21 protein-coding genes and 1 pseudogene are annotated in these 26497 nt (G+C 39.3%); 17 read left to right on the top strand and 5 right to left on the bottom strand.

The window, feature by feature from the left end; genetic code table 11:
* Positions 1 to 175: 175 nt before the first annotated feature.
* Positions 176 to 1579: a sigma-54 interaction domain-containing protein gene (locus tag AC3WLU_RS16045; RefSeq protein WP_369315836.1), complete on the bottom strand. Its 1404-nt coding sequence runs from the start codon at positions 1577 to 1579 to the stop codon at positions 176 to 178.
* A 319-nt stretch (positions 1580 to 1898) separates the two neighbouring features.
* Between AC3WLU_RS16045 and speB the strand changes: the two genes are divergently transcribed.
* From speB to AC3WLU_RS16000, 9 genes and pseudogenes are all read left to right on the top strand, one after another.
* Entirely contained in the window at positions 1899 to 2897 is a 999-nt protein-coding gene (gene speB / locus AC3WLU_RS16040; protein ID WP_400450852.1) for an agmatinase, read from the top strand.
* Between the two features lie 99 nt (positions 2898 to 2996).
* Positions 2997 to 4435: pseudogene (locus tag AC3WLU_RS16035) on the top strand (sodium:solute symporter family protein).
* Positions 4435 to 5241 (top strand): class II aldolase/adducin family protein, encoded by an 807-nt coding sequence (locus tag AC3WLU_RS16030; protein WP_487374262.1) that lies wholly within the window; start codon positions 4435 to 4437, stop codon positions 5239 to 5241. Before AC3WLU_RS16035 ends, AC3WLU_RS16030 begins: the two are co-directional and overlap by 1 nt.
* Before the next feature lie 83 nt (positions 5242 to 5324).
* Positions 5325 to 6314, top strand: coding sequence for a D-2-hydroxyacid dehydrogenase (locus AC3WLU_RS16025; RefSeq protein WP_492597542.1), 990 nt, complete (start codon positions 5325 to 5327; stop codon positions 6312 to 6314).
* A gap of 161 nt (positions 6315 to 6475) precedes the next feature.
* Positions 6476 to 6568 carry a putative holin-like toxin gene (locus AC3WLU_RS16020; protein ID WP_220126990.1) on the top strand — a complete coding sequence of 31 codons (93 nt, stop codon included), beginning with the start codon at positions 6476 to 6478 and terminating at the stop codon, positions 6566 to 6568.
* A 259-nt stretch (positions 6569 to 6827) separates the two neighbouring features.
* The gene (locus AC3WLU_RS16015) at positions 6828 to 7400 is read left to right on the top strand and encodes a TetR/AcrR family transcriptional regulator (RefSeq protein ID WP_063577274.1); all 573 of its coding nucleotides are present in this window, start codon (positions 6828 to 6830) and stop codon (positions 7398 to 7400) included.
* 61 nt (positions 7401 to 7461) lie between these two features.
* Positions 7462 to 8889 carry an MDR family MFS transporter gene (locus AC3WLU_RS16010; RefSeq protein ID WP_492597541.1) on the top strand — a complete coding sequence of 476 codons (1428 nt, stop codon included), beginning with the start codon at positions 7462 to 7464 and terminating at the stop codon, positions 8887 to 8889.
* 191 nt (positions 8890 to 9080) lie between these two features.
* Positions 9081 to 10139, top strand: coding sequence for an alkene reductase (locus AC3WLU_RS16005; protein WP_492597540.1), 1059 nt, complete (start codon positions 9081 to 9083; stop codon positions 10137 to 10139).
* Between the two features lie 142 nt (positions 10140 to 10281).
* Positions 10282 to 10803: a P-loop NTPase family protein gene (locus AC3WLU_RS16000; RefSeq protein ID WP_492597539.1), complete on the top strand. Its 522-nt coding sequence runs from the start codon at positions 10282 to 10284 to the stop codon at positions 10801 to 10803.
* A 193-nt stretch (positions 10804 to 10996) separates the two neighbouring features.
* On the opposite strand, the gene AC3WLU_RS15995 is transcribed toward AC3WLU_RS16000, so the two are convergent.
* The 3 genes from AC3WLU_RS15995 to AC3WLU_RS15985 form a co-directional block, all read right to left on the bottom strand.
* On the bottom strand, positions 10997 to 12403 hold the full coding sequence (locus AC3WLU_RS15995; protein WP_063577271.1) for a M20 family metallopeptidase: 1407 nt from the start codon (positions 12401 to 12403) through the stop codon (positions 10997 to 10999).
* A 36-nt stretch (positions 12404 to 12439) separates the two neighbouring features.
* Positions 12440 to 13699 (bottom strand): amidohydrolase, encoded by a 1260-nt coding sequence (locus AC3WLU_RS15990; RefSeq protein ID WP_098864955.1) that lies wholly within the window; start codon positions 13697 to 13699, stop codon positions 12440 to 12442.
* Between the two features lie 120 nt (positions 13700 to 13819).
* Positions 13820 to 15364, bottom strand: coding sequence for an AbgT family transporter (locus AC3WLU_RS15985; RefSeq protein WP_098864956.1), 1545 nt, complete (start codon positions 15362 to 15364; stop codon positions 13820 to 13822).
* Positions 15365 to 15839: 475 nt separating this feature from the next.
* Between AC3WLU_RS15985 and AC3WLU_RS15980 the strand changes: the two genes are divergently transcribed.
* From AC3WLU_RS15980 to AC3WLU_RS15950, 7 genes are all read left to right on the top strand, one after another.
* Entirely contained in the window at positions 15840 to 17144 is a 1305-nt protein-coding gene (locus AC3WLU_RS15980; RefSeq protein WP_098185642.1) for a helix-turn-helix domain-containing protein, read from the top strand.
* A 138-nt stretch (positions 17145 to 17282) separates the two neighbouring features.
* Positions 17283 to 17435 carry a sporulation protein YjcZ gene (locus AC3WLU_RS15975; protein WP_413002580.1) on the top strand — a complete coding sequence of 51 codons (153 nt, stop codon included), beginning with the start codon at positions 17283 to 17285 and terminating at the stop codon, positions 17433 to 17435.
* A 371-nt stretch (positions 17436 to 17806) separates the two neighbouring features.
* Entirely contained in the window at positions 17807 to 18487 is a 681-nt protein-coding gene (locus AC3WLU_RS15970; RefSeq protein WP_440438678.1) for an LbetaH domain-containing protein, read from the top strand.
* 723 nt (positions 18488 to 19210) lie between these two features.
* Complete coding sequence (locus tag AC3WLU_RS15965) at positions 19211 to 20509, top strand: hypothetical protein (protein ID WP_492597590.1); 1299 nt, start codon at positions 19211 to 19213, stop codon at positions 20507 to 20509.
* Between the two features lie 176 nt (positions 20510 to 20685).
* Positions 20686 to 21873: an amidohydrolase gene (locus AC3WLU_RS15960; protein WP_492597538.1), complete on the top strand. Its 1188-nt coding sequence runs from the start codon at positions 20686 to 20688 to the stop codon at positions 21871 to 21873.
* 12 nt (positions 21874 to 21885) lie between these two features.
* Positions 21886 to 22086 (top strand): DUF3311 domain-containing protein, encoded by a 201-nt coding sequence (locus AC3WLU_RS15955; RefSeq protein ID WP_096340270.1) that lies wholly within the window; start codon positions 21886 to 21888, stop codon positions 22084 to 22086.
* On the top strand, positions 22083 to 23582 hold the full coding sequence (locus AC3WLU_RS15950) for a sodium:solute symporter family protein (protein ID WP_492597537.1): 1500 nt from the start codon (positions 22083 to 22085) through the stop codon (positions 23580 to 23582). Before AC3WLU_RS15955 ends, AC3WLU_RS15950 begins: the two co-directional genes overlap by 4 nt.
* Before the next feature lie 295 nt (positions 23583 to 23877).
* Here the strand turns inward: AC3WLU_RS15950 and AC3WLU_RS15945 are convergent, their stop codons facing one another.
* Positions 23878 to 24006 (bottom strand): hypothetical protein, encoded by a 129-nt coding sequence (locus tag AC3WLU_RS15945; RefSeq protein WP_258832991.1) that lies wholly within the window; start codon positions 24004 to 24006, stop codon positions 23878 to 23880.
* A gap of 1378 nt (positions 24007 to 25384) precedes the next feature.
* Between AC3WLU_RS15945 and AC3WLU_RS15940 the strand changes: the two genes are divergently transcribed.
* Complete coding sequence (locus AC3WLU_RS15940) at positions 25385 to 26413, top strand: hypothetical protein (protein ID WP_427525870.1); 1029 nt, start codon at positions 25385 to 25387, stop codon at positions 26411 to 26413.
* The last annotated feature ends 84 nt before the right edge of the window (positions 26414 to 26497 follow it).

Genomic DNA, 26497 nt, shown 5'->3' with positions numbered 1-26497 from the left:
CATTCAACTTGAATGTGGATTTTTTTGATGGCCTTTATATTGAAATAATGGCCGATAATCTTCATACGTTTCACTTCGAATTGCCGGCAAATATTAAAAAGCGCCCTTAGCTTGAACAGCATCTATGGCTAAAGGCCAAGGACCATTCATGGATTACGGGGGATTTCAGTCCAGATTACAAATACTGTTTGTATTTCTTTAATTTATAGATGACTGTTGGCTGGCTGACGCCTAAATGTTCTGCCATTTCGTATGTGGTTTTACATTTTTTCCATGCTTTTGCAATTAGTTGCCTTTCAACCTTTTCCAGTGTCTTTTTTAAATCGAAATTCTCTTCACAATCCTGTTCGATTGCAAGGAAGTTGGAGTCTTCAGGCTGTTCAATTTGCCCTGTGATGGATTGCGGAAGGTGTTCGGGAAATATAATTGGCTCTTCGATGGTCAGGATTAACCGTTCAATTAAGTTTTCTAATTCCCGTATATTTCCGGGCCAATGGTAATGGGTTAAAACTTCATATGTCGATGGATGGATTTTTTTGTATTTCTGGTATTTATCATTGGTTTTTTCTAAGTAATGCTGAATTAGGAGAGGGATATCTTCTTTACGTTCATGCAATGCCGGAATTTGGATGGGAATCACATTCAAACGATAAAATAAGTCCAATCTAAACTTACCTTGACTTACCATCTCCTTCAAATCTTGATTAGTCGCTGCAACTAGGCGGAAGTTAATATGGTTTTCTTTTTTTCCACCGATGCGCTTTATCTTTTTCTCCTGTAGTACATTCAGTAATTTAGCTTGCATGGCAAGTGGGAGTTCCCCAATTTCATCCAAGAAAAGAGTACCGCTGTCAGCCTGCTCGATCAGGCCTTGCCTCCCTTGCTTATTTGCCCCTGTAAATGATCCCGGCTCATAGCCGAATATTTCTGATTCAAACAAACTTTCAGGTATGGTGCTGCAATTCACTTCGATAAAGGGTTCTTTCTTTCGGTTGCTTTGGTCATGAACAGCACGGGCAAAAGTGCTTTTCCCTACGCCGGAAGGTCCTAATAAGAGAATCGTGGCATCGGTTTTTGAAACATTATGGATCGTTTTTAAAATATGCTTCGTTTCATTACTTCTGGCAATCAGATAATGGTTATCCAGTTCTTTTTCTCTTAAATCCTCAACTTCCGTTTGGTAGCCTTTAACTTTTCGTTGTAATTGTTCAAATTGATCCTGCAATTGCAGGATCTCGGTTTGATCCTGACCATAGCTTATTACCCTAACGAGGTGTCCTTCCTTATTAAAAATGGGATAGCCAGTAGACATGACAACATGACCCGTTTTTGTTTCTTGCATTATGCGTTTCGCTTTCTTTTCCTTTAAAACAATCGCATTGATGGAAGGTGCAAGAAGGCCCTCGCTTTCTAATTGATAGACGGAGGTACCGATATAAGAGTCACTTTTCATACCATAAATCTCCCAAAGCTTTGGGTTGGAATATAAAATGATTCCATCTTGATCGGTAATGAGAATGTTATTATTCGATGTTTCAATAATTTTATTTAGTTCTTCCTCCAGCATATCATCGTACATACGTTACGCTCCTTTGGGTTTTGGGATGCTGCTTAATTAAAATATAAATCAAAAAGTCTAAATAATCAAAATTTAAATCAAGAAATAAGAAAATGATTAAGTTTTTAATCATTTGATGAAACAAAATAATGAAAAGCCTTATATACCGCAGCGAAATAGTTGGCCTGAATCTTGCTTATGTAAAAGGTAAGAAGGGAATTTCCAACCAAGGGTGTTATGAATATCCATTCTATTAGTAAAGGTGGAAGTTTGTATGACATCTGCAATTGCAATGGATTGAAAAAATTAATAGTAGAATTAGAATTTAGGAGGATGTTACATGACGAAGTATCAACCGAAAGACTCATTCAAATCACCCCGTTTTTGTGGAGTGCGTACGTTTATGCGGCTCCCATTTGTTGAACAGATAGATGAAAATATGGATTTTGTCATTACGGGAATTCCCTTTGATTCCGGGCAATCGTTTAGGACGGGTGCGAGATTCGGACCAGAAGCCATTCGCGATTTTTCAATCCTTTTACGTCCTTATAATCCAGAACAAGATATTAATATTTTTGACTATATATCAGGAATTGATTATGGCGATGTTCCGATCATCCCGGGGTATATTTCGGAAACATATAAAAAGATCGAAGAAGAGCTTACTCCCGTCATTGAAAAAGGGATCATTCCGATTTCATTGGGAGGCGATCATTCCATTACACTAGGGGAGTTACGTGCAATCGCAAAAAAACATGGACCCGTTGCCCTGCTTCAGTTCGATGCCCACTCTGACACTTGGGATAGTTATTTTGATCAAAAGTATAATCACGGAACCGTTTTTCGACGCGCAATAGAAGAGGGGCTCATCGATGTATCGCGATCTCTTCAAATTGGTATGAGGGGCGGTCTGTACGGACCCGAAGATCTTCAGGATGCCCGGGATTTAGGTTTGGGAGTTTACACGACAAACGATTATAAGCGTATCGGGGTCGAGAAGATGCTAAGGGTCATTCATGAGCGTGTTGCGAATGGTCCGGTGTTTTTATCTTTTGACATTGATTTTTTAGATCCGGTTTATGCCCCGGGGACGGGGACTCCAGAAGTTTCCGGTGCCAGCATTGATGATGCTTTAGCCTTGGTAAGAGGATTGACGAATATAGATTTTGTTGGATTCGATCTTGTTGAGGTTTTACCATCATACGATCACGGACAAATAACGGCTGCTGCAGCTGCTAATATTGTCTATGAATTCATCACACTCATCGCACTCGCAAAAAAAGGGAAAATGGAGAAGACAGAGAGAGTAGGAGATTTGGAAACGCAGCTTAATAATTAGTTTCCTCATTTAATTATAGAGAAGGAAGGAAGCTGTAAGTCCTTTCTTCCCTTTTTACAAAGCGATAAGAACAATACAAGCCCAAAAGGAGATGTGTACATGCATATTTTGGATATATCGATCATGATTCTATATTTTTCTGTTTTGATCATTGTGGGAGTAATCGGATCCAAACGGGCAAAAACAGCAGATGATTTCATTGTGGCAGGACGCAATCTTGGTCATTTTATGTATTTATCCTGTTTAGCTGCTGTGATATTAGGGGGGCTTCCACTCTAGGAACAGCAAAGTTAGGTTATCAGTTTGGGATATCCGGTATTTGGCTAGTGGTGATGATCGGGCTCGGCATTATCGCTATCGGGCTGTTTTTAACAAATAAGATATTTAATTTAAAAGTATTGACGATCAGTGAAATGCTTGAGAAACGCTATAACTCTCAGACAAGATTGATCAGTGCCCTTGTCTCTGTTATCTATACATTCATGCTGACTGTAACGCAAGTGATCGGGATGGGGACAATTTTACATGTTTTGGCTGGCTGGAATTTAACGGTTTCCATGATAGTCGGGGGCGGGATCGTTTTATTTTATACAATATTAGGAGGTATGTGGTCAGTCACCATGACTGATGTCGTGCAATTCGTCATCATGACGATCGGTATTTTCTTTATCATGCTTCCGATGAGCATCTCTAAGGCAGGAGGGTGGGGCTCGCTTAAAGAAAATCTCCCAGCATCACACTTCGAGTTAGGGAACATTGGAGGAGAGACGATTTTTCAATATTTCCTATTATTTACCCTCGGGGTAGTTGTTGGCCAAGATATTTGGCAGCGTCTATTCACCGCACGAACGAAAGCTGTTTCTCGTGGCGGAACGATTGGAGCGGGGTTATATAGTGTTTTTTATGCGATTGCAATCAGTATCATTGGAATGTGCGCTTTTATTATCCTTCCTGATTTAGGCGATCCCCAAAATGCATTTACCAGTATAGCGATGGTAACTTTACCTGCTGGTCTATTGGGGGTTGTCATTGCGAGTGTGGTATCTGCCCTTATGTCCACAGCTTCAGGTACTTTGCTTGCTTCGTCCACTTTAGTTGTTAATGACATCATTAAAAAATATATTGGTCCAAAAATGAGTGAACGTCAATTTTTAAAAACATCCCGGATTACGACTTTAACGATTGGTGTATTGACCATTATCGTTTCGATATGGATTCAGGATATTTTAGTTGCATTGGATGTAGCTTACGCAATTTTATCTGGTGCTGTATTCTTTCCAATCATCCTTGGATTCTTTTGGAAGAGGGTAACGGCTACAGCGGCATTTTACTCCATCCTGGCCAGCATGGTCGTTATTATTGTTGGATTGGTGATAAATGGACCATCCTCCACTCAACCAATTCTGTACGGGCTCGCTACTAGTTTTGTCGTCATTACTACGATCACTCTCCTAAGTTCCAATAATGATCATATAAATGAAAGTGAAGTAAAGCAAGATATAAAGGGCAAAGCTGACATGGATACCATGGCTAATTAATGTTTCAGCAAAAAAACGGAAAAAGATTCGAGGAGGAACGAAATATGACAAAGACAATTTCCCTGCAACCGGCAACATTCAATACAATGGAAGAAGAACGCATTCACAGGAAGGAACGCTTGGCAGCTTCATTCCGCCTTTTTTCAAAGTTTGGTTTCGATGAAGGGATAGCTGGCCATATTACGGTCCGTGATCCTAAATATACAGACCATTTCTGGGTCAATCCGTTTGGGATGCATTTTAGTCAAATTTCCGTTTCGGATCTTATATTGGTTAATCATAAAGGTGATATTGTAGAGGGTGAACATTCTATTAATGGTGCTGCCTTTGCCATTCATTCTGAAATTCATAAAGCACGGCCGGATGCGATTGCAGCGGCACATGCTCATTCGGTCTATGGAAAGACATGGTCTTCCTTAGGGAGACTGTTAGATCCGATTACGCAAGATGCCTGCCAATTTTACAATGACCATGCATTATTTGATGATTTTACTGGTGTCGTTTATGCATCCGAAGAAGGTAAACGCATCGCTAAGGCTTTAGGTCAATTCAAAGCTGTCATCCTCCGCAATCATGGATTGTTAACGGTCGGCCAATCTGTAGATTCAGCTGCTTGGTGGTTCATAACGATGGAACGTTCATGTCAAGCACAGATAATGGCTGAATCTGTAGGTAAGCCGATTTTTATAGAAGAAGAGTATGCAAAATTGACTGCAGAACAAACGGGAACGGAATATGAGGGATGGCTGAGTTTCCAGCCTCTGTGGGAAAGGATTAGAAAAGAGCAACCAGATTTCTTGAAGTGAAGCACGGCATGGTATAATCCCAACGGATTGCCTTCCCGTAAAAGAGGGAAAAAGGAATCGTAGGTTCTTGAGGAGGTTTTATAATGTCCGCTTCTAAGAAAACAGCACCTTCACTTTATATCAGGGTCGATATACCGGAAAAATACATCAATCAGTTTAAGGAGATTTGTTCGGAAGTTGTTGTCGAGCCATGGGAATTCGGCGAACCCGAACCACAGCCAACGGTTGATTTAACAAAGTTTGATGTCCTATATACGCTGGGGCTTCATGATAATCTTAACATTATAAAAAAAGCTCCAAAGATTAAATGGGTCCATTCAGACAGTGCTGGAGTGGAGGCCATGCAGAATGAAGATATACAAAACAGCGATGTCATCATCACCAATGTCAAAGGCTGCACATCTGTCCCGATAGCCGAGCATACAATTGCGATGCTATCTTCGTTAGCAAGAGGCGTACCGACAATGATCAGAAATCAAATAAACAAAACGTGGGTTGAAATTCCAGTGAAAGATCTTGAAAATGCGACAGTGGGGATAATAGGGTATGGTGATATTGGCCATGAGATAGCCAAGAGATGTAAAGCGCTGGGTATGACCGTTATTGGGTGCCGCCGGAATCCCGCCAAGAGGAACACCGAATATGAACCTGCTGATTTGATAATGGGAATGGATCAAGTGGATGAGGTCCTTTCCATGTCCGACTTTGTCGTCTTGGCCCTTCCGTTTACAAAAGATACTTCATACTTTTTCAATAAAGAACGCTTAAATAAAATGAAAAAAGGCAGTTATGTAATTAATGTCGGCCGAGGTAATACGATTGTCGATGAAGATTTAATTCATTCCTTGAGCAATGGGCACATAGCAGGAGCGGCTCTGGATGTGTTTGAAGTAGAACCTTTACCTAAGGACCACCCATTTTGGCAGCTGGAAAACGTCATGGTATCCCCACATAATGCTTACAACTCTTCCAAGCACCTAGATCGTGTAATGGAATTATTCCTGAGAAATTTAAAGCTTTTTTCTGATGGTAAACCCCTAATGAACGTTGTAGAAAAAAAACTTGGTTATTAACAGCGATCGGTCTTTTGAAAAGAAATTCGAATGGAGTACAAGGGCAGACCCTGATTGGGTTTGCTTATTTTTGTTTAAAAGCCGCTGCTTCATCTTTTTCTTTTTCTTGTATAGGACAATCTCTGATCAGGAAAAGCTGGATATAAGGAGGCGATGTATGAATGGGTACTTTCGAAGTTATTTCCCTGATGCTAAGCTTTGGCATGTTTGTAATTGCTATTCTTGATTTCAAAAATCATGACAAAAATCCTTGAAGATATTGAGGCAGGCCGATGTGTTTGATTAATAATGGAAGCGTTTTAAAAAATTCCGGGTTATTTAAAGAAGGTATTGATTTTCTCGATTTTTTAAACTTGCAGAGAACACCATTATGAGGTGTTCTTTTTTGTATTGTTTCCAATGAGTTTTAATCGATATTCCATGCATACATAAGTGTCATCTTTGACAAAACAATGATATACAAGTATAGTCTCTAATAGACCGGTTGATATAATTTCAAGGAGTGATCCAGCTATGGCAGAGAAACGAAACTCGAAAGACATTCTTATTGAAACTGCTTCCAGACTTTTTCGTATACGTGGATATTACGGTGTGGGGCTTAAGGACATTATTGAGGAAAGTGGTATCCCAAAAGGTTCGCTGTATCATTATTTTCCGAAAGGTAAAGAAGAATTGGCGATTGAGGCGATTATTCATACAAAGGAATTCGTGATAGATGAAATTAAACGGGGGTTTGATGAAATTGAAGACCCTATTAAAGCCATTCAGTCTCATATTTTTCATTTATCCGAGGTTTTTGGTCATAGTGAAAATCTATTAGGACTGCCAATCGGGACGATTGCAGCGGAAACATATACGACGAGTGAGCAGATAAGAATGGCCTGTCAAGAAGCGATGGAAGATTGGCAATCCATTTATGTGAAGAAATTACTCGAAGCGGACTTCAGTGAGAAACGGGCAAAAGAATTGAGTATCGTAATTAATGCTTTGATTGAAGGGGGTATCCTTTTATCCTTAACGGCGAAAAACGGGGAACCTCTTCAAGCCATTGCGGAACAGATACCATTATTGCTGATAAATAAATAAGTCATGCGGAAAAATTATCTTAAGCTTAGGTCGAACAGTTAGTAATTGGAGGAATTATTTTATGTCAGCAGATGCAACACAGCAACAAAACCCAGTCATTAGGACGACCCCTATATTAATTGCATTTTTAATTGCAGGGTTCATCGGGTTATTCAGCGAGACGGCATTAAACATGGCGCTGGGAGATCTAATTCAAGAATTCAATGTCAGTCCTTCAACCGTGCAATGGCTAACAACGGGTTACCTATTGACATTGGGGATATTGGTTCCCGTTTCGGGACTCTTGATTCAGTGGTTCAATACTCGTCAATTATTCATTGCCTCAATGGTGTTCTCCATCATTGGGACGCTCATTGCAGCAATTGCACCCGGGTTCGGCATCTTGATGCTAGCCCGTGTCATCCAGGCAATCGGAACGGGTCTTTTATTGCCTCTCATGTTCAATACCATTTTATTGATTTTTCCTATTCATAAAAGGGGAGCGACGATGGGATTGATGGGGCTGGTGATCATGTTTGCCCCAGCCATCGGACCGACAGTTTCAGGCTTGATTATTGAAAATCTAAAATGGAACTACATTTTCTGGGTGTCTTTGCCGTTCTTTGTGATCGCTTTACTATTCGGTCTCAAGTATATGCAAAACGTTTCAATAATCACCAAACCTAAAATCGATGTACCATCCATTATTTTATCGACCATTGGTTTTGGGGGAATTGTTTATGGCTTTAGTATTGTCGGAGAGCAAGGATGGAGCAATGCGATCGTTTTATCCTCGATCATTGTTGGACTTATAGCGTTATTCCTGTTTGCTGTGAGGCAATTCAATATGAATAAACCAATGATTGACTTGCGCGTTTTTAAATACCCGATGTTCACGTTAGGGTTAATAACCGTCTTCATCACCTTCATGATCATCATGTCATCCATGATTCTCTTACCGCTATACCTGCAAACCGGGCTTGCATTAGCTGCGTTTTCTGCTGGGCTTGTACTATTGCCGGGTGGAGTGCTTAATGGTATCATGTCTCCGGTTACGGGGCGCATTTTTGATAAGTTCGGTCCAAGAGGGTTAGTGGTTCCAGGCTTTATTATCATGATTGTCATGTTATGGACTTTAACGAACGTAACGACTGAAACGACGATCATAATGGTAATCGTCATGCACTCCCTCCTTATGATTGGTGTTTCGATGGTCATGATGCCGGCCCAGACAAATGGCCTGAATCAACTGCCAAAAAATCTTTATCCGGATGGAACGGCTCTAATGAATACATTGCAACAAGTATCGGGGGCCATCGGTACAACCGTTGCCATTACGATCATGTCAGCATCCCAAAAAAATTATATGGCAAATGCAGAAGATCCGTTCGATCCGTCTGCCATTAGCGGTTCATTGACTGCAGGTGTTCAAGATGCCTTTATTTTCGGCCTTGTCCTTGCAATCATTGGTTTGATCGTATCGTTTTTTATCAGAACAGCACGAGACTAATAAGATAAATTAGCCAGCAGGGAATGGAGTTTCTCTGTCTGGCTTTTTTTACTGGTCTTTATTACCATATTTCATCAAAAACGAAAAAAACAGAGTGAATTATTTGAAAACTAACCACTTATCGGATAATCTTACACAATGAAAGTTACTAAAATTCAGCTCAGGTAAAGCGGTTAACAGGAGGAACTCAAATGAAAACAATAAAAACCAAAATGTTTGAACCTGTAACAATAGGTGCATGGAACTTAAAAACAAGAACGGCAATGGCTCCTATGACTCGGTCGTTTGCCGATAACGAAACTGGTGTTGTGAATGACCTGACCGTAGAATATTACCGAAAACGGGCTCAAGATGGAATCGGACTTATCATTACTGAAGGTGTAGTGATTTCACCAAGAGCAAAGGGCAATCCTGGAGTTCCCGGTATATATACTCAAGAGCAAATCGACGGGTGGAAAAAAGTAACGGAAGCAGTACATGCTGAAGGCGGAACGATTATTGCGCAAATCTGGCATGTGGGCCGTGCAAGCCACCATGAAATTGCAGGAGGACTTCCTCCGCAGGCTCCGTCACCTATCGCTGCAGAAGGTAAGGTTTCACGATTCGGCAAACCTTTTGACACTCCTGAAGAAATGACAGAGACGGATATTGCAGAAGTTGTGAACCAATATAAACAAGCTGCAAAGAATGCAATGATTGCTGGTTTTGACGGCGTTGAAATTCATGGTGCACATGGCTACTTAATAGACCAGTTCAATTCTGACACCTCCAATAAAAGGACCGATCGGTACGGTGGTGATTTAAAACAGCGTCTGACATTTATGAAGGAAGTGCTAAAAGCAGTTATTGATGAGGTAGGAGCGGAACGTACCCTTATTCGTTTCTCGGCTTTGAAAATTGACCAGCCGTCTTATATGTGGGAAGACCCTGAAAAAGCGATCCAAACATTTATTGAAGCGTTCAATGAAACAGGAGTCAAAATGATTCACCCATCCACGATGGAATTTACCAAACCGATTGCAAGAGGATTGACCATGCATGAATTGGTACGCAGCCACTGGGATGGAATCATAGTCGGTGTGGGCGGGCTTGATCCTGAAACAGCGGAAGCAGCACTGGAAAAAGGCATCATTGACGTTGCGGCGATTGGCCGTCCGCTTATAGCCAACCCGGATTATCTGGCACGAATTAAGAAAGATGAAAAACTTGTTGATTACGAGGTAAAGAAACATTTAGGGCATCTGATTTAATAGAGATAAAATGTAAGGCTGGCTTGTTCTTTGACAGGACATCGCAGCAACCATACTTCATTTTCTAAAACTGATGCGATTCTTCTTCAAGAAGGGTCGCCTTTTCTTATGAACATAAAAGGGGAGAGTGGATGGTATATCGATGGAACGTATCATGGTTATCGGAGTGTCCGCGGGTGTCGGGAAATCTACTTTTGCAAGAAGACTTGGAGATCATTTGAATATCGAGGTATATCATTTGGATACATTTTACTGGAGGCCTGGCTGGGTGGAGGCTCCTTTAGAGGATTTTATTTCTGCTCAAAAGGAAGTAGTGAGTCATGACAAGTGGATCATGGAAGGCAATTATAGTCATTCTTTTAACCTGCGTTCGGAGCTAGCAGATACGATTATTTATTTAGAACTTCCCCTCGGTGTTTGCCTTTACCGGGTGATAAAACGCTGGTTGTCTAATCTAGGTAAAACAAGGCCTGATATGGCTAAAGGCTGCAATGAAAAACTAAACTGGGAGTTTATCAAATTTATCATATCCACTTACTTTCCTCGCAAGAAAGAAATGAAAATCAAATTGGCAGATCTTCAAAAGAGTGACCCTGAAAAGGTGATAGTCATGTTAAAAAGTAAGCCCGATATTGAAGGATATTTGTGGAATATGAAGGGATAAGCTTCTTACCATTAACCTTTATGAATCTTAGAGATTTTCAAAACTGGGTCTTTCCTGATCTTAACGGCTAGCTCATAAGCACAAATGGAAAAGGGATCTTCCAATCGAAGATCCCTGAGACTTTAGAAAAATTCGAAGAAATCGAGTTTGGCTGCGAACAATTTACGATTACGGCAACTCAGTAATCTAGTCTTCATCTTTTTACTAAAGGTTTTACATTTTGCGGGATAGGGGAGATATAGCTTTTTCCTTGTAATCGTTCTTTTAGTTCCGTTTTTGCCTTTTCAATTAATTCCGGATTTTGAAGTACTTCTACTGCAGTTGCCGCAATAACCTTGCCGGCATGAAGCATTCCTTTATGGGCAATGGATGTTGATCCCAGTGTAACCCACTGCCAGCTATGCAAAGGTGACCCAAGAACAAAACAAGCCGTTGTGCATTGGGCAGTAGGAACAATCCAGCTAACATCTCCCACATCCGATGAACCTGTTAATGGCGCTTGGAGGCCCTCAATGGGTTCTAACCAATTTGCCAGTGCATCATCTTGATTATCTTTAAATGGATTGATTGTACTGTTCCTTTCTTGTTCGGTTAAGGTGGCGCGGATTTCTTTGGCAAGCTGTTTTTCATCATCATCGTGTTGTGGAATGCCTAATTCTTGAAAATTCTTATACATGACGGAATCTAACACAGTGTTTTGGATAACATTGGAACAGGCTTTGTCAAAAACGATTTCCAATTCAGTTCCTGTCATCAGGGCAGCACCTTTAGCAATATTACAAACTCTTAAGTAAATATCTTGAACTTGTGAAACTTCTGGAGCTCGTAATAAATAAAGAACTTCAGCATCTTGTTGGACAACATTAGGAGATAATCCACCTGAATTCGTTATTGCATAATGGACTCTTGCTTCCTGGATAATATGCTCTCTTAAATAGTTCACGCCAACATTCATAAGTTCTACGGCATCTAAAGCACTCCGTCCCAAATGTGGTGATGCTGCTGCATGGGAGCTTTTGCCTTTAAACTTATAATACACTTGGAAATTGGAAAGTGAATCCATCGACATGACGCCGTTAACATCCAGTGGATGCCAACAAAATGCAAAATCAACGTCATCGAACAAACCTTCTCTGACCATGAAGGTTTTGCCTGATCCGCCTTCTTCTCCAGGACATCCATAATAACGAACTGTCCCATTTATATGATTCTCTTCCATATAATCCTTCACTGCAACAGCTGCAGCTAAAGATCCCGTACCAAGTAAATTGTGACCGCAGCCATGGCCATTTTCACCTTGTACTAGTGGCTCCTGTTTAGCCGTAGCCGCTTTTTGACTCATACCTGACAATGCATCGAACTCTCCCATGATTGCCACAATAGGTTTACCGGTTCCAAAGCTGCCGATGAATGCCGTTTCTATGTTTCCAACACCTTTTTCAACAGAAAATCCTTCGCTTTCTAATGTTTTGCATAGCAATTCAGCAGATTGATATTCTTCGAAACGTGTTTCTGCAAAATTCCATATACAGTCACTGACTTCAATGAATTTTTCTTTTTTTTGTTCAATGATTTCCGATAGTCTATTTACATATGTCATTTTTCACTCTTTCCTTCCTATATATATACTGAAAAACTATTTTAAAAGCCGTCTAGCAATAAGATTCAAAAGTTCTACACTCCTTGGTAATACCTCTTCTTGAATATCAAATTTAGGGTGGTGATGTGGTGCAGGAATATCAGTCCCAATAATCATATATGTCCCTTTCCCGCCATTATCCTGTACTCTTCGAATCATGAAACTTGCATCTTCGCTTCCCGCAGAACCGGATTTCCTGCATGCTTCGATTGTTGAAAAACCATCTACATTCCTGGCTTCTTCCATGGCCAGTTCGACAAGTTCTTGATCACAGCGAATCGTAATTGCTTGTCCTATAATTTCAATTTCATGTTCAAGCTCATGCATACCTGCACTATGAGCCACGATATTTCGAACACGTTTCTCCATTTCAGCATTTGCTTCTTCGGTTACAGATCGGGTTTCAATGATCATTTTTGCATGCGCTGGAATAATATTAGCGGCTGTTCCTCCATTAAGAACACCTACGTTCACACGGGTCGAGCCTGAACTGAATCTAGGAATGGCATGAATATTTAACAATGCGGTGGCTGCTCCCAATAATGCATTTTTACCTTTTTCAGGTGAAGCACCTGCATGAGAAGATACCCCATGAAAATGTGCAGCCATTTTCGTACTTGCTAAAAATCCGGAAGACCCACCGTGAAATTCTCCTAGAGGGACATCTGTGCCAAGGTGCAGACAATATATATGATCCACATCATCCAAAATTCCTTTTTGTACAATTGAATAGGCACCGCGTACGCCCTCTTCAGCTGGTTGAAAAATAAGCTTTACGGTTCCTGCGAAATTGCCATCCGCTAATTTTTCAGCAAGTCCTAAGCCAATGGCTGTATGGCCATCGTGTGCACAGGCATGCATATTCCCTTCATATTTTGAACGAAAACCGTTTATTTGCGGGAAGTGGTCAGAATCAGTACTTTCCGTAACAGGCAATGCATCCATATCAAAGCGGAAAGCAACGGTTGGGCCAGCCATTTTTCCTTTTAATACACCAATGACGGCAGTATATCCACCCTCCATTTCTTGGAGGATCTTTGGATTGGCACCATCTTTTAATGCTCTATTAAATGTTTCCTCTAATACTTCGATAGGGGGGACTCCACGGCGAGAATCACCATCTAAAGCGTCTTTTCCAAATATCACGTTATACTTCAGGGAAGTTAGTGCTTCCACTACCTTTGAAGCAGTACGAAATTCCGTAAAGCCAACTTCCGGGTGTTGATGAAGATCACGTCTTAAAGAAATAATATCCAATTCGTTTCACTCCTAATTTTATTTGATGATAATTCGTATCATACAATTTAGTGTCTATATCAAGCGGCCCAGCCCCTCAAGTCGCTTAAGGGACATACGGGGCGCTTGGGACTTTTCAAATTACGGTAATTTCGGATATACTCCGGGACCAATTGGGAGGCCAAGGAAATACCAAACCACAACCAATAATGTCCAAATGATGAAGATGATAATCGGATAAGGCAAAATAAGAGAATAATAAGTTCCTAGTTTTGCATCTTTTCGATACTCTTGTAAGAAACTTAAGAATAGTGGGACAAATGGAGATACAGGTGCCAATGGCAGTACAGATGAATCTGCTACCCTGAACAACATTTGGGCGAAGGCAGGATGATAGCCTAATACCATGAACATTGGGACAAAAACGGGTGCCAATATAGACCATATTGCCGATCCGCTGGCAATGAACATGGAAAGAAGTCCAGATAAGAACATTAGCCCTATTAGGACAGGTGCACCTTCTATGTTTAGCTGTTCCAACAGATCTGTGATAGATAAAGCCAAAAACTTACCCATATTACTCCAGTTAAAGCAAGCTACAAACTGGGAAAGCGGGAAAACCATAATAATGAATCCGGCCATGCCTTTAATTGGGTCTACCAATAATTCCGGAATGTCATTTTGTTTCTTGATTGCTCCCACCTTAACTCCATAAGTAATGGAAACTGTAAAAAAGAAGAGTAAGATGATTGCGACAATTCCGGACATGAATGGAGAAGGGAGGATGGCTCCGGTTTCTGGATTTCGCAATAGGGCTCCTTCTGGAACGACTAGAATGGCCATAACAGCTATAAAAATCAATGCTGAAATACCTGTAGCCAGGAGTGCTTTGTTTTGTTGCTTCGTTAATTGCTCCAATTTTTTATGTTTACCGCCACCTTCATACTTTCCTAAACGCGGCTCAACAAATTTATCTGTAATCAAGGATATAACTACCGTGAGTACGAGAACGGAAGTCGCCATAAAGAACCAGTTATCCGTAACATTAACGGTCAAATTTGCATTCATGCCTTTCGCTACTTCCGAACTGATTCCTGAAAGCAAGACATCTGTTGTGACGATTAATAAGTTGGCAGTGAAACCTGAACCAACCCCAGCAATGGCAGCGAGCAAGCCTGCAACAGGGTGCCGTCCCACAGCAAGGAAAATCAAAGCTCCAAGGGGAGGCATGATGACAAGCGCAGCATCAGAAGAAACATGACTGAAGAAGGCAACAAATACAACTAAATAACTTGCGTATTTCCCTGAGACCTTTAACGACATTTTCCGAATCAAAACTTCTAACAATCCGACCTTTTCAGCGAGTCCCACTCCCAGCATTAGGGCTAAAATAGATCCCAATGGTAAAAACCCTGAAAAGTTTTTAATCATATTCGGCAAAATCCATTGGATACCTTCACGGCTTAAAAGGTTTTGAACTTCCACTTTCTCTCCACTAATGGGGTCCGATGCCGAAACATGGAAAACGGATAAGAGAGCGGTTACAACAAATAAAAAGGCAATCATATAAATAAATAAGATAAAGGGGTGGGGGATTTTGTTTCCTATTCGCTCTACTCTATTGAAAAAACCACCCGTTTTCTGATTTTGAAGATTAGTTGTATCTTTGATTACTTTTTGTTCCATTACATTCTCCTCCTAAACCTTCTTCCATTTGTAGTTTGTGCGTTTTGCACCATTCCATTTATAAACTTTTCTCTAAACCTGCCTTAAACTCAAATTAACGTCTTTCATCCTTTGTGAACTTTTATTAATCTCTTCCAAATATACTGCTTTTTATTTAACGAATATTTAGCGCTATTTTCGTTAAATGTATTATATAATTAAGAATAATCTATTTCAATAAAATTTTCTGAATAAAGGGAAATTATTTTCTGGTAATTGTTGTGAAGTAAACAATGGAATGCGAAATCATTGAAAGATTAAATCCTGCCATTCTTGAACTTACGATAGATAAATAAACCATATTAAGCAGCACCGTTTATTCATGTCAAACGGTGCTTTACCATGCTTGTATATTTGGATATCATTTTTATTCCCTGTTAGGGTTGGTTATTTTGATATAATAAAACGAATAGTATGATGTAGGGGTGAAATAAACTTGTATAAAATTGGGGTTGTTGGTCCACTTTCATCTTTAAAGAAAATTCGGGATGTTACTAATGAATTTGAACATGAAATTGATTTTATTGATTTTCCATATGAAGATGCACGTGAGGTAACGGATATTATAAAAAAACATCAAAGTACAGTAAATGGTTGGTTTTTCTCTGGACCGGTACCCTATAGAATAGCAAAAGGAATGTTGGATTCAGAGGCTAATTTTACATATTGTCCCCCTGTAGGATCTAGTCTATATCGATGTTTATTACAAATGTCTGCAGATCAAAAACATTTTTTCGATAAGTTGTCCATCGATATGATTCGATTGGAAGACTTTTTTCTTCATGAGTCGCTGCAAGAGCTGGGGATTTCCACTGAACATATTTATGTAAAAACATTTGATGAACAATATGATTATCAAGAAATTGTCCAATTTCATCTTCAGTTGTGGAGGGAAGGGGAGGTACATGGTGTCCTTACCGTTTTACAATCTGTTTATGAGGCCTTGAAGAAGGAAAGTGTTCCTGTCTACAAAATTAATATGACCAAAATGGAAATTCGGCAAGCGGTCAAGATTTTAATTGAAAAGGCAAAAAGTACTTATTTCAAGGATAGCCAGATAGGTGTCGAAATCATTGAAATTGATCAGTTTGATCAATTTGTTGACGAGGTTAATATTCGTTACCATCTGCAGCATTTGGAGCTTAAGATTAAACAAACATTGCTTACATTTTGCGAAAAATTAGATGGATCCCTCATCGAAAATGGAAACGGACGCTATCAAATATTTAGTTCACGAAAGGCCATTGAACGGGAAATTGGCAGCTTGCGAAGTACCGTTCAACAACTGGCCCTTGAGATGGATGTTTCTGTTGCAGTCGGCATTGGTTTTGGTGAAACGGCAGCATCGGCAGAAATCAATGCCCGCAAGGCGATCCGTCATTCAAAAAAGAAAGAAAGTTCTGGAATTGTTGTTATCCAGGAAGATGGTGTAATGATCGAATCCGTAGGTCAAGAAGAACAATTGGCATACACCTTCCGTTCCAATGATAAAGAACTGCTGGATAAATTGAATCAGGCTAACATTAGTGTGAAAACGTATAAAAAGATAGAAGCATTGATCGATCGTATGGGCTGGGATGGCTTCACTTCCTCGGATTTAGCTTCCCATTTATCCATGACCGTTCGAAATGCCCAGAGAATCATGAGTGGTTTGAGTGAAAGCGGTTTAGTGGAGTATAAAGGAGAAGAACTTCAATCACCTCGGGGAAGACCTCGTAAAATTTATATGTTAAAGAAGTAACACCTTGATGTTCTTCGTATTCACGTAAATGAAATTCGGTTTCCGGTGAGATTATTGTGCCAATATCCCAATTAGAACATAAAGTAAAGGAACCCATTTAATTAATTCCTCCTTAAAACAAATAAGGAGAAGTTTCTATTGTCAAATTGTGGTCATCAATCAAATTGTGATTCTGATAACGGTGTTGGTGGATTTGGTGGAGGTTTCGCTTTTATACTCTTAATCATTGTTGGAGCTACTTGTTATGGTAGCGGTAATGGAGCGGTCCAAGGATATGGCGGTTTCTGCTAAAAGCTCACCCGCTGTAACGAACAGAGTAAATAAGGCTAGTTTAAGGAGGATGATCTTTGTTTAAAAGGGGTCATTCTTTTTAATTCCATTGATATCTGTATTGATTGTGGTATATTTCACATTTTAGATCCCCAGTGGCGAAGAAACTTCGTGATTCTTTTGGTTGATTTACAAACTTGCAGGTGCATAACAGGATCGATGGGTATTTTCCTAAGTTTCAAACACCGAAATATCTATTTCTATTTCTATTTCTATACCAAGGCAAAAACTGTACTGCAGGAAAGGGATGGATACCTGAATGATAGCCCTTTCGCCACCCATCTTCCTGCATAAAAAAATTAAGCCCGGTAGATTGTGAGGGAGGTAATTGCTTGGGTGAAAAAAAAGGATCAAACGCCTCTTCCAATAACCATTCTCACTGTTTTGAACCATTTATAAGCCCCAACCCCATTACTTCATTAAATCCTGTTCAATGCTTTCCTAAAATTGATAAAACAGCATTTGTCAGTCAGTTTTCCAGCGTCATAGGTGATGTTACCATTCGTAACAATGTCTATGTAGCGCCTAATGTAAGTATACGTGCGGATGAAGGAACTCCTTTTTATATAGGATCCAATTCAAATATACAGGACGGAATAATTTTACATGGATTATTCAATAAAAGGATTTTAGTTGGGACAAATGGCTATTCAATATTCATTGGAAATGAAGTGACCATTGCTCATGGTGCGATTGTCCATGGGCCTTATTATATTGCAGATAAGGTATTTGTTAGTTTTAAATCCATTGTTTATACGGCAATTGTAGGAAGGGGCGCATTTATTTCTTATAATGCGGTAGTAACAAATGGCGTTCGAATACCGCCTGGTAGGTTTGTACCGCCAGGAGCTAATATTGATTCACAAGAAAAAGCGGATGCACTTTCAACAGTACCTAAAGATAGTAAGGAATTTGCACATGAAGTTCAACGGGTCAATCATGAATTCCCCGCATCTTACCACCTGTTATTTGGGAAAAATCGTTGCTCCTGCGGATTTGCCTATGACCAGTAATAAGTATGGCTGGATTGGGTCATTCGTAGAGGATTCCAGAAATGCGAAGCTGTCATTGAGGCAGCTTTTTTATTGTTATGGGCGGACATTATAATCGTACCTAAGAGGAGATGTTCCGAATAAAAGTTGTTAACAAAATAATAAACTTAAAGAGATGATGTGACTGGAAGGCGGCCCTATCCCCTTCTTTGTTTTGCATTCATATTAGGGGCTTATATAACTCCCCCTAGCCTAAAGTATATTATGCTATTTAATGAGTTTGATTGGGCACCCCAGAGAAGCGTCTATAAAATAAAGCAACAATATTTCTTCAAAACACCTATTTTAAAAAACATAATTAAACTATTAAATAACTTTAGTATCCTACTTTAAGGTACATAGAGTGGTGAATCATTAACTATATTTATCCGTGCAGTGATTATAGATGAATAACGAATACAACGTATTTTTCCTTCATGTTGCATGATAAAATGAGACATAAGAGAAAAAAATTTGGCGTGGGTATGAATACAACTATATATTAAAGCATTGGCTACCACATTTTTCTTTTTGCTGCTGATATGATCAAGAGGTAACAAAAAAAATAAAAACAAGGGCTCATACAAATTGAAACAATAGTTAGACAGCAGAAGAATTAGGAACATATCATGACTTGGATTAAACCAGGATATTCTACAAATAACAATGAATCTATTACAGATGGTAAAGGAAGTCGATTACTGGATGTATAAAATCGGACTTGTCGGTCTAAAAACTTCTATAGAACAAATTTTAGCCGCGGCAGAAGAATATAAACATGAGTTGGAATTCATCTCTTTGCCCTATGTAAGGACCGAAGAGGTAGAGAATATTGTAAAGGAACATGATTCACATGTACATGCATGGCTTTTTTCTGGTCCACTTCCCTATGAAATTGCGGGAAAAACACTATGTACAGATAAAATAATGGTCCATGTCCCAGCTACGGAATCTGGTTTTTATAAATCCTTTTTAGAGATGATCTATGAACAAGGGAAAATCATTGAGCATCTAAGTATCGATACTATGTCCTCAAATAATATTAGCGAAGAAGCTTTGTCACAGTTGAATATAAAAACCCAAAAGATTTATACGAAAGTGTTTGAGACAGATGTTGATACGGATGAATTGGTACATTTTCACTTGGATTTATGGAATGCGGGAAAGACAGAAGGCGCTTTTTCTTGTTTTCCTTCCGTGTGTGAAGCTTTAAGGGAATTTGGCATTCCAGCCTACCGTATGTCGATGAGTAAGATGGAAGTGAGGCAAACTCTTCGAATTCTTTCTGAAAAAGTAAAGGCATCCTACTTTAAGGATACACAAATCGGAGTCGAAATCATTGAAGTCGAATATTTTAATAAAGTGGCGGAGGAAATGAAAACTCCATATCATTTACAGTACTTGGAGCTTAGGCTAAAAGAAATGTTGATTCAACTTGGTGAAAAAATAAATGGTTCCTTTTCAGAGAAAGGGAATGGAAGATACATGATTTTTAGTTCTCGCGGCGCAATTGAACGAGAAATCATTACGCTCGAAGAAACGATTGAAAAATTGGCTTTTGAAGCAGATACAACCGTTGCAGTTGGAATTGGCTTCGGCGAGACTGCCTATTCGGCGGAAATCAATGCTTTTCGTGCTATTCAACATTCAAAAGAGATGAAAAAGCGAGAAATTGTGATTATTCAAGATGATGGCAAAATAATCGAATCACCAGGCAAAAAGAAAGAACTGCAATATCATACCCGTACCCATAATAAACCCCTTATAGAAAAGTTGAAAAACGGAAATATCAGTGTTAAAACGTATAAGAAGATATCGGCGCTTGTTCAAAGAATGGGCTGGAGTGATTTTACTACAAAGGACTTAGCGACACATCTAGAGATGACAGAGCGCAATGTACGGCGAATTGTTGCGGATATGTGCGAAGTTGATTTGGCACAATGCGTTGGCGAAGAGGCTAATGCCACCCGAGGAAGGCCAAGTAAGATTTATCAATTATTATGAATTACAGGCACCCATAATTTGGGTGCTTTTTTAGTGTGGGAAAAACGGTTTTGAATTTTCGAAAAATATTGTAATGAAGACTGTATGAGATTATACTCTATTTAAGGAATTTTTTCCTTAAACTAACCTAAATTAAAAGTTGCTGTTTAAAATCAAACGAAAAGGGGTTGTAGCGTATGTCTCAAACCAAAATGATTCATGATTTGATCGAGGCCGTTAAAGATGAAGTGATTGCTTGGAGAAGATATTTACATAAGTATCCGGAGCTGTCTTTTCAGGAGGAAAAAACAGCACAATTTGTTTATGAAAAGCTGCAAACTTTTGGTGAATTGGAAATTTCACGTCCGACAAAAACGAGTATTATGGCTCGTTTGATCGGTCAGCAGCCTGGGAAGGTCATTGCACTTCGGGCAGATATGGATGCGCTTCCAATTGTAGAAGAAAACGATTTTGACTTTGTGTCACAGAATTCAGGAGTCATGCATGCTTGCGGACATGATGGGCATACGGCGATGCTGCTCGGAACAGCAAAAATCTTTACACAGATAAAGGAGCAAATTAAAGGGGAGGTGCGTTTTTTATTTCAACATGCTGAGGAACTGCCGCCAGGTGGAGCTCAAGAAATGGTGAGGGCTGGTGCGCTTGATGGGGTTGATATGATCATTGGCACCCATCTCTTGTCGACTCTTCCTTTAGGGAAAATTGGTTTGGGTTACGGTCCGATAATGGCTGGGGCCGATACTTTTAACATCACCTTGGTGGGTAAAGGGGGGCACGCCTCACAACCTGAACTTACCGTCGATCCCATTGCAATTGGAACACAGGTGGTATCGAATCTCCAGCACATTGTTTCGCGGTATCGTGATGCCCAGGATGCTCTGGTGATTTCAGTGACCCAGTTCCATGGGGGAAGTGCGATTAATGTTATTCCAAGTAAGGTAAGCATTGGTGGATCAGTTCGAAGCTTTAATCCACAGCTGCAGGTAGAAATCCCGAATTTTATCGAACGGATAGTAAAAGGGATTACTGAAGCACATGGAGCTACATATGAATTCGATTATCAGTTTGGTTATGCTCCTACCATTAATGATGAAGAAGTTACCCGATTGATGGACGAAACGGTTTGTGAAGTATTTGGTGAAGAAAGTCGAGAGATTTTAAAGCCGATTATGGGAAGTGAAGACTTCTCTGCTTTTCAAGAAGTAGTTCCAGGAACTTATATTGGAATAGGGGCTCGTAATGAAGAAAAAGGGATTATATATCCTCACCATCATCCTAAATTTACAGTCGATGAACAGGCTTTACAAAATGGGGTGAAGTTATATGTTCATGGGACTTTAAAAATGTTAAATCTAACATACTAGGGGGCTAAGAGAATGAAAAAAATATATTGGCTCGGAATTATCCCGTTTCTTGGTTTTATCGTAGGCGCCTTGTTTACAAATAAAGTGACTCCCTATGTTCTGGGTATGCCATTTTTTCATTTTTGGATTGTACTCTGGTCTGTGCTAACTACAGGTATAATGTGGGTTATTTATCTACTGGATCCTGCTGATCAGAAGGGAGATTCAAGATGAATATTGCCGTTCTTTTCATCCTGTTTTTTTTCGTCATTTCCGTTTTGATCGGTATCCAGGCTAAAAAAGGGAAAGAAATGAGTTTGGAACAATGGTCGGTTGGTGGCCGCGGAATGGGAGCCCTTTTGATTTTCCTTTTATCCGCAGGTGAAATGTATACTACCTTTACCTTTTTAGGTGCAAGTGGCTCAGCTTATGGGGAAGGTGGTTCCATCTTTAGTATTGTCACATATGGCTGTCTGGCTACAGTCATCTCCTATTGGACATTTCCGGCAATCTGGAGGTATGCAAAGAAGCATCAATTAGTTTCCCAATCTGATTTTTTTGTAAAAAAATATCAAAGTCCCTATCTTGGTGTACTTGTTGCGGTTATAGGTGTTATAGCTTGTACTTGCTACTTGGTCCTGCAATTGAAGGGACTAGGATATATCGTGTTTGCAACATCATATGGGGCAATCTCTTCTACAGCTGCCATTTGGGTTGGAGCAATAGGTGTTACGATTTTTGTAATGGTTTCCGGTATTCATGGCTCAGCCAGGACAGCTATTTTGAAGGATATTCTCATTCTGGGCATTATCGTATTTCTAGGGGTTTATTTCCCCATGCATTATTATGGCGGGCTTCAGCCTATGTATGAGGCCATTGAACAGGCAAAGCCGAACTTTACCATACTCCCAGATCAAGGAATGAGCGTATCGTGGTATATATCGACCGTTATATTAAGCTCTATTGGATTTTATATGTGGCCGCACGGGTTTTCTCCTATTTATGCTGCCTCTAGCGAGAAAGCCTTAAGAAAAAATGCAATCCTAATGCCATTGTACCAATTGATGTTATTGTTTGCCTTTTTTGTTGGATTCGCCGCTATCTTACAGACACCAGGATTAAAAGGAAGCGACGCCGATCTGATCTTGCTGCAGTTTTCTAAACAGGATTTTGATCCATGGTTTGTGGGCTTAATCGGTGGTACAGGCGTGTTAGCCGCTCTAGTTCCATGTTCCATGCTGTTGATGTCTATATCAACGTTGCTTTCGAAAAATGTATATAGCGTATTCACTCCATCAGCAACGGAAAAACAGATTGCAAAACTGGTAAAATACATGGTTCCGCTTATTTCTCTTTTAGGAATATACTTGACCTTTCAGGGTGGAAATACCCTCTTTAGTCTCGCGTTAATCGCCTATAATTTCATCACACAACTAGCTCCTGCCTTTTTCGCCAGTTTGATGAGAAATAATTTTGTAACCAAACATGGAGCATTTGCCGGGATTATAACAGGAGGAGTGCTAGTTTCCATCATGGAACTGGGGAATATAAAAATTGGTCAACTGTTTCCTTATATTCCTCAGGCAATAAAAGACCTGAATGTTGGTATTATCGCCCTATTTGTTAACATTGTTGTTTTAGTGGTGGTCAGTTTGATGACAAAAAACTTTACTTATACTCATCAAGATACTGATGATTTGGAGACATCAACACTAGAGCAGAAAATCTAATGCAAAAAGAATCAAATAGCTAACTCAACATGATTTTTCACATTTACATCCGGTTTAAATATGTAAAACGAATTCCTTCCAATTAAAACTTTCCTGGGGTCAGTTTTGCAGCACTCCATTTTCAGTTTGGAACGCTTTTACTGAATTGGGCTTTTTGGAATCAAAGTTGGTCCAGTGTACACAGGATAATTCAATGATCGCTAGAAGGGGATCTTTTGAGAATTGTTCTTTTTAACAATGAATAGTGCCTGCAATGAAACAAACCGGTCTGAATATGACCGGTTTGTTTCATTAGTTACTCTGATTTAGAGCTCTGATCTTTATTTCTTTTATTTCCTTTGCTGTTGTCCCCACTAACAGGGGTTTGTCCGTGTAATTGCGGCGAATTTTGGTTACGGCTGCCTTTATTGAATTTTTTTGTCATGTCTCACATCTCCTTTCTTTTTTCAAATACAGTTTGTCCTTTTTTGGAGAACTTATGTTTCTCACTTGAAAGGAACAACTTTGTAATCTTTTTCATTCACGGCTAGTAAGGCAGCTCAGTAGGGAGGATAGGTAGAATAATCATTACCTGTTGAAAAAGCTCAGCCCTATGGAGTTATGGAGGACTGAGTTAATGTCTTAAAACGCTTGTCGGGCATCCAGTTTATCAATCTGGAACCGTAAGGGGAATTGCCATTTCGCCTTTGAGGGATCTTGCACAGACAAGGCGTACAAATTGGCTGTTATGACGGTTGAAAGTGCTAATAATGAAGATGAAATACTCGTAAGGGAATGTTCGTAGGATCTTTTAGCATAGTTCATTCAAGAGGTTTTAATTACATAATACTTACTTTATTTTTAAAAAGCTTGCAATAGTAGTTTGTAGCTCTGAAAAAAAGAACAGTATATACAGATAACTGATTTCAAGGGTACATGTGGCATTCTTTTTTAAAGCATGCATGAGTGATCGTTCCTTTCTTAATGTAATTTCATCAATTATACTAATGAATTTATACAAAATCTTCCTCTTTGTTAGATTACCTGCCATTGTTTTTCTGGATGTACGCTTTTGTTGAAACAGGATTGTTCACCCTGGCCAACTGATGCCATGTATATGAAGGAGGCTATTTTACGTGGCTCAATAAACACTTGCTATTTTGGTAAGGGGCATCATTCTTTAACCTAAGTACGGAATATGTACTTAAGTGATTACTTTTATCCACTCAAAATGACAGTCCATAAGTTCCTGTTCCATTTACGGTGATCAAATTAGGTAGGAAGTCGCAACGTTGCTTTCTGATCTCAGGGTTTTAGGATCATTACTCGATCAGGTCAATAGAGGAATGCTCTTACTCTTCATTACTTACATATATTCAAAAAATGAAGAAAAATTCGATGCCCGGTTGATTTAGATGCCCTGACTTAATGACATATAAGCTCAGGCATTTTCTTGTATTTCTCAAGATTTAACTGTTATCAACGAGGCGGTCCATCACCATAAATCAGGTTATAAAACACCAAAATCCTCCTTTTGATCTCATGTAACACTGGCCATGCCAGGTGTTCAGAAAATGACGAATCATGACATTGCCATATTATGAAAGCTCTAATGTGAGTGGTAATGAGCAAGAAGTTGTATTTTTTTAACATTCGTTGAATTCTGAAAACTATCGTGTTAAAATTTGGTAGCACCAGCAATCATATTACGTATTTACATATTAATAGGGCCCTATTATTCAGAAGATTGCTAGATTTTTTCACATCTAGACTTTAGTGATTTACTGCGTAAAAATAAAATCAATAGAATTGGAGCTAAGTTAATGGGTGTAGATACTAATGCAAGTACGAAGAATAAATTAAAAGTTGATTATGTGTTTACAGATGCAGAGAATCAACTTCTTACAAATAAATTTTTGGAGTTAAAATGTAATCCTTATGAAGATTACACTTCCTTTCGTTCAGAAATCGAAAACATTGTCGAAAACGATGTTGAAATAGAAGATATTGTGAAAAAAATAAAAGCTGCCGGTAATAGGATTTGGAAGGAAGAACCTTACTTATACCTACAAAACTGCCCTATAGATAAAGATGTTCCTATTTTTGACCATGAATCACCAGTTCAATCAAAAAGGGAGCTTAAAAAAACATATGTTGGGGAAGGTTTTCTTCAATTCTATGCTCAAGTCATGGAAATGCCAGCTATTGGATATATAAATGTAAATGATGGCGATGTCTTTCAAGATATCTATCCCATGAAATCTTTATCAGAAACACAATCACAAAAAGCACTGGTGGCTTTAGGATTCCATAAAGATTTAGCAAATCATTTCGTTCGGCCTGATTTTGTGAATATGTTATCAATGAGGGCCTATGAAGGAAATCAAATCTTTACAACATTCGTCAAAAATATTGATTTAATTCAGAAACTTGATCCTTCTGATTTAAATTTGATGCGTCAAGAACTCTTCTATACACCTTTTGATGATTTATCGACATATGGTAATCGTACTGAATTAGGGCGTGCAAAAAATCACGCCATCCTATTGAATGAAGAAGAATTTGATATTGCATATTTTGAAAATCGGACAGTGGGTCTTACGGAAGAAGCCCAGGGAGTTGTAGATAAAATAAAAGTTTTACTACATGAATTAAAGGCTCCGCACCTACTAAAGGCGGGTGAATTCATTTCCTTGTCAAACAATCATTCTATTCATGGTAAGGATGTTGAAGAAATCACGGATGTGGAAAAGCAAAGAACTCGTTGGATAATGAAAACCGTTAATTTGTGGAGTTTAGAAGAACATAAAGAGCATTATGTAGATGGTACAGATTGCATTGTAAACGGATAAATAATAAATCTGTCGGGAGTTAGCTCCCGACAGGTTTGTTTCCTCTAATAGTTTTGAATTTAATAATACATACTAAGTTGCCCA

The sequence above is a fragment of the Peribacillus sp. FW305-BF15 genome (assembly GCF_058783805.1).
This window is presented reverse-complemented; position numbering and strand designations above follow the sequence as displayed.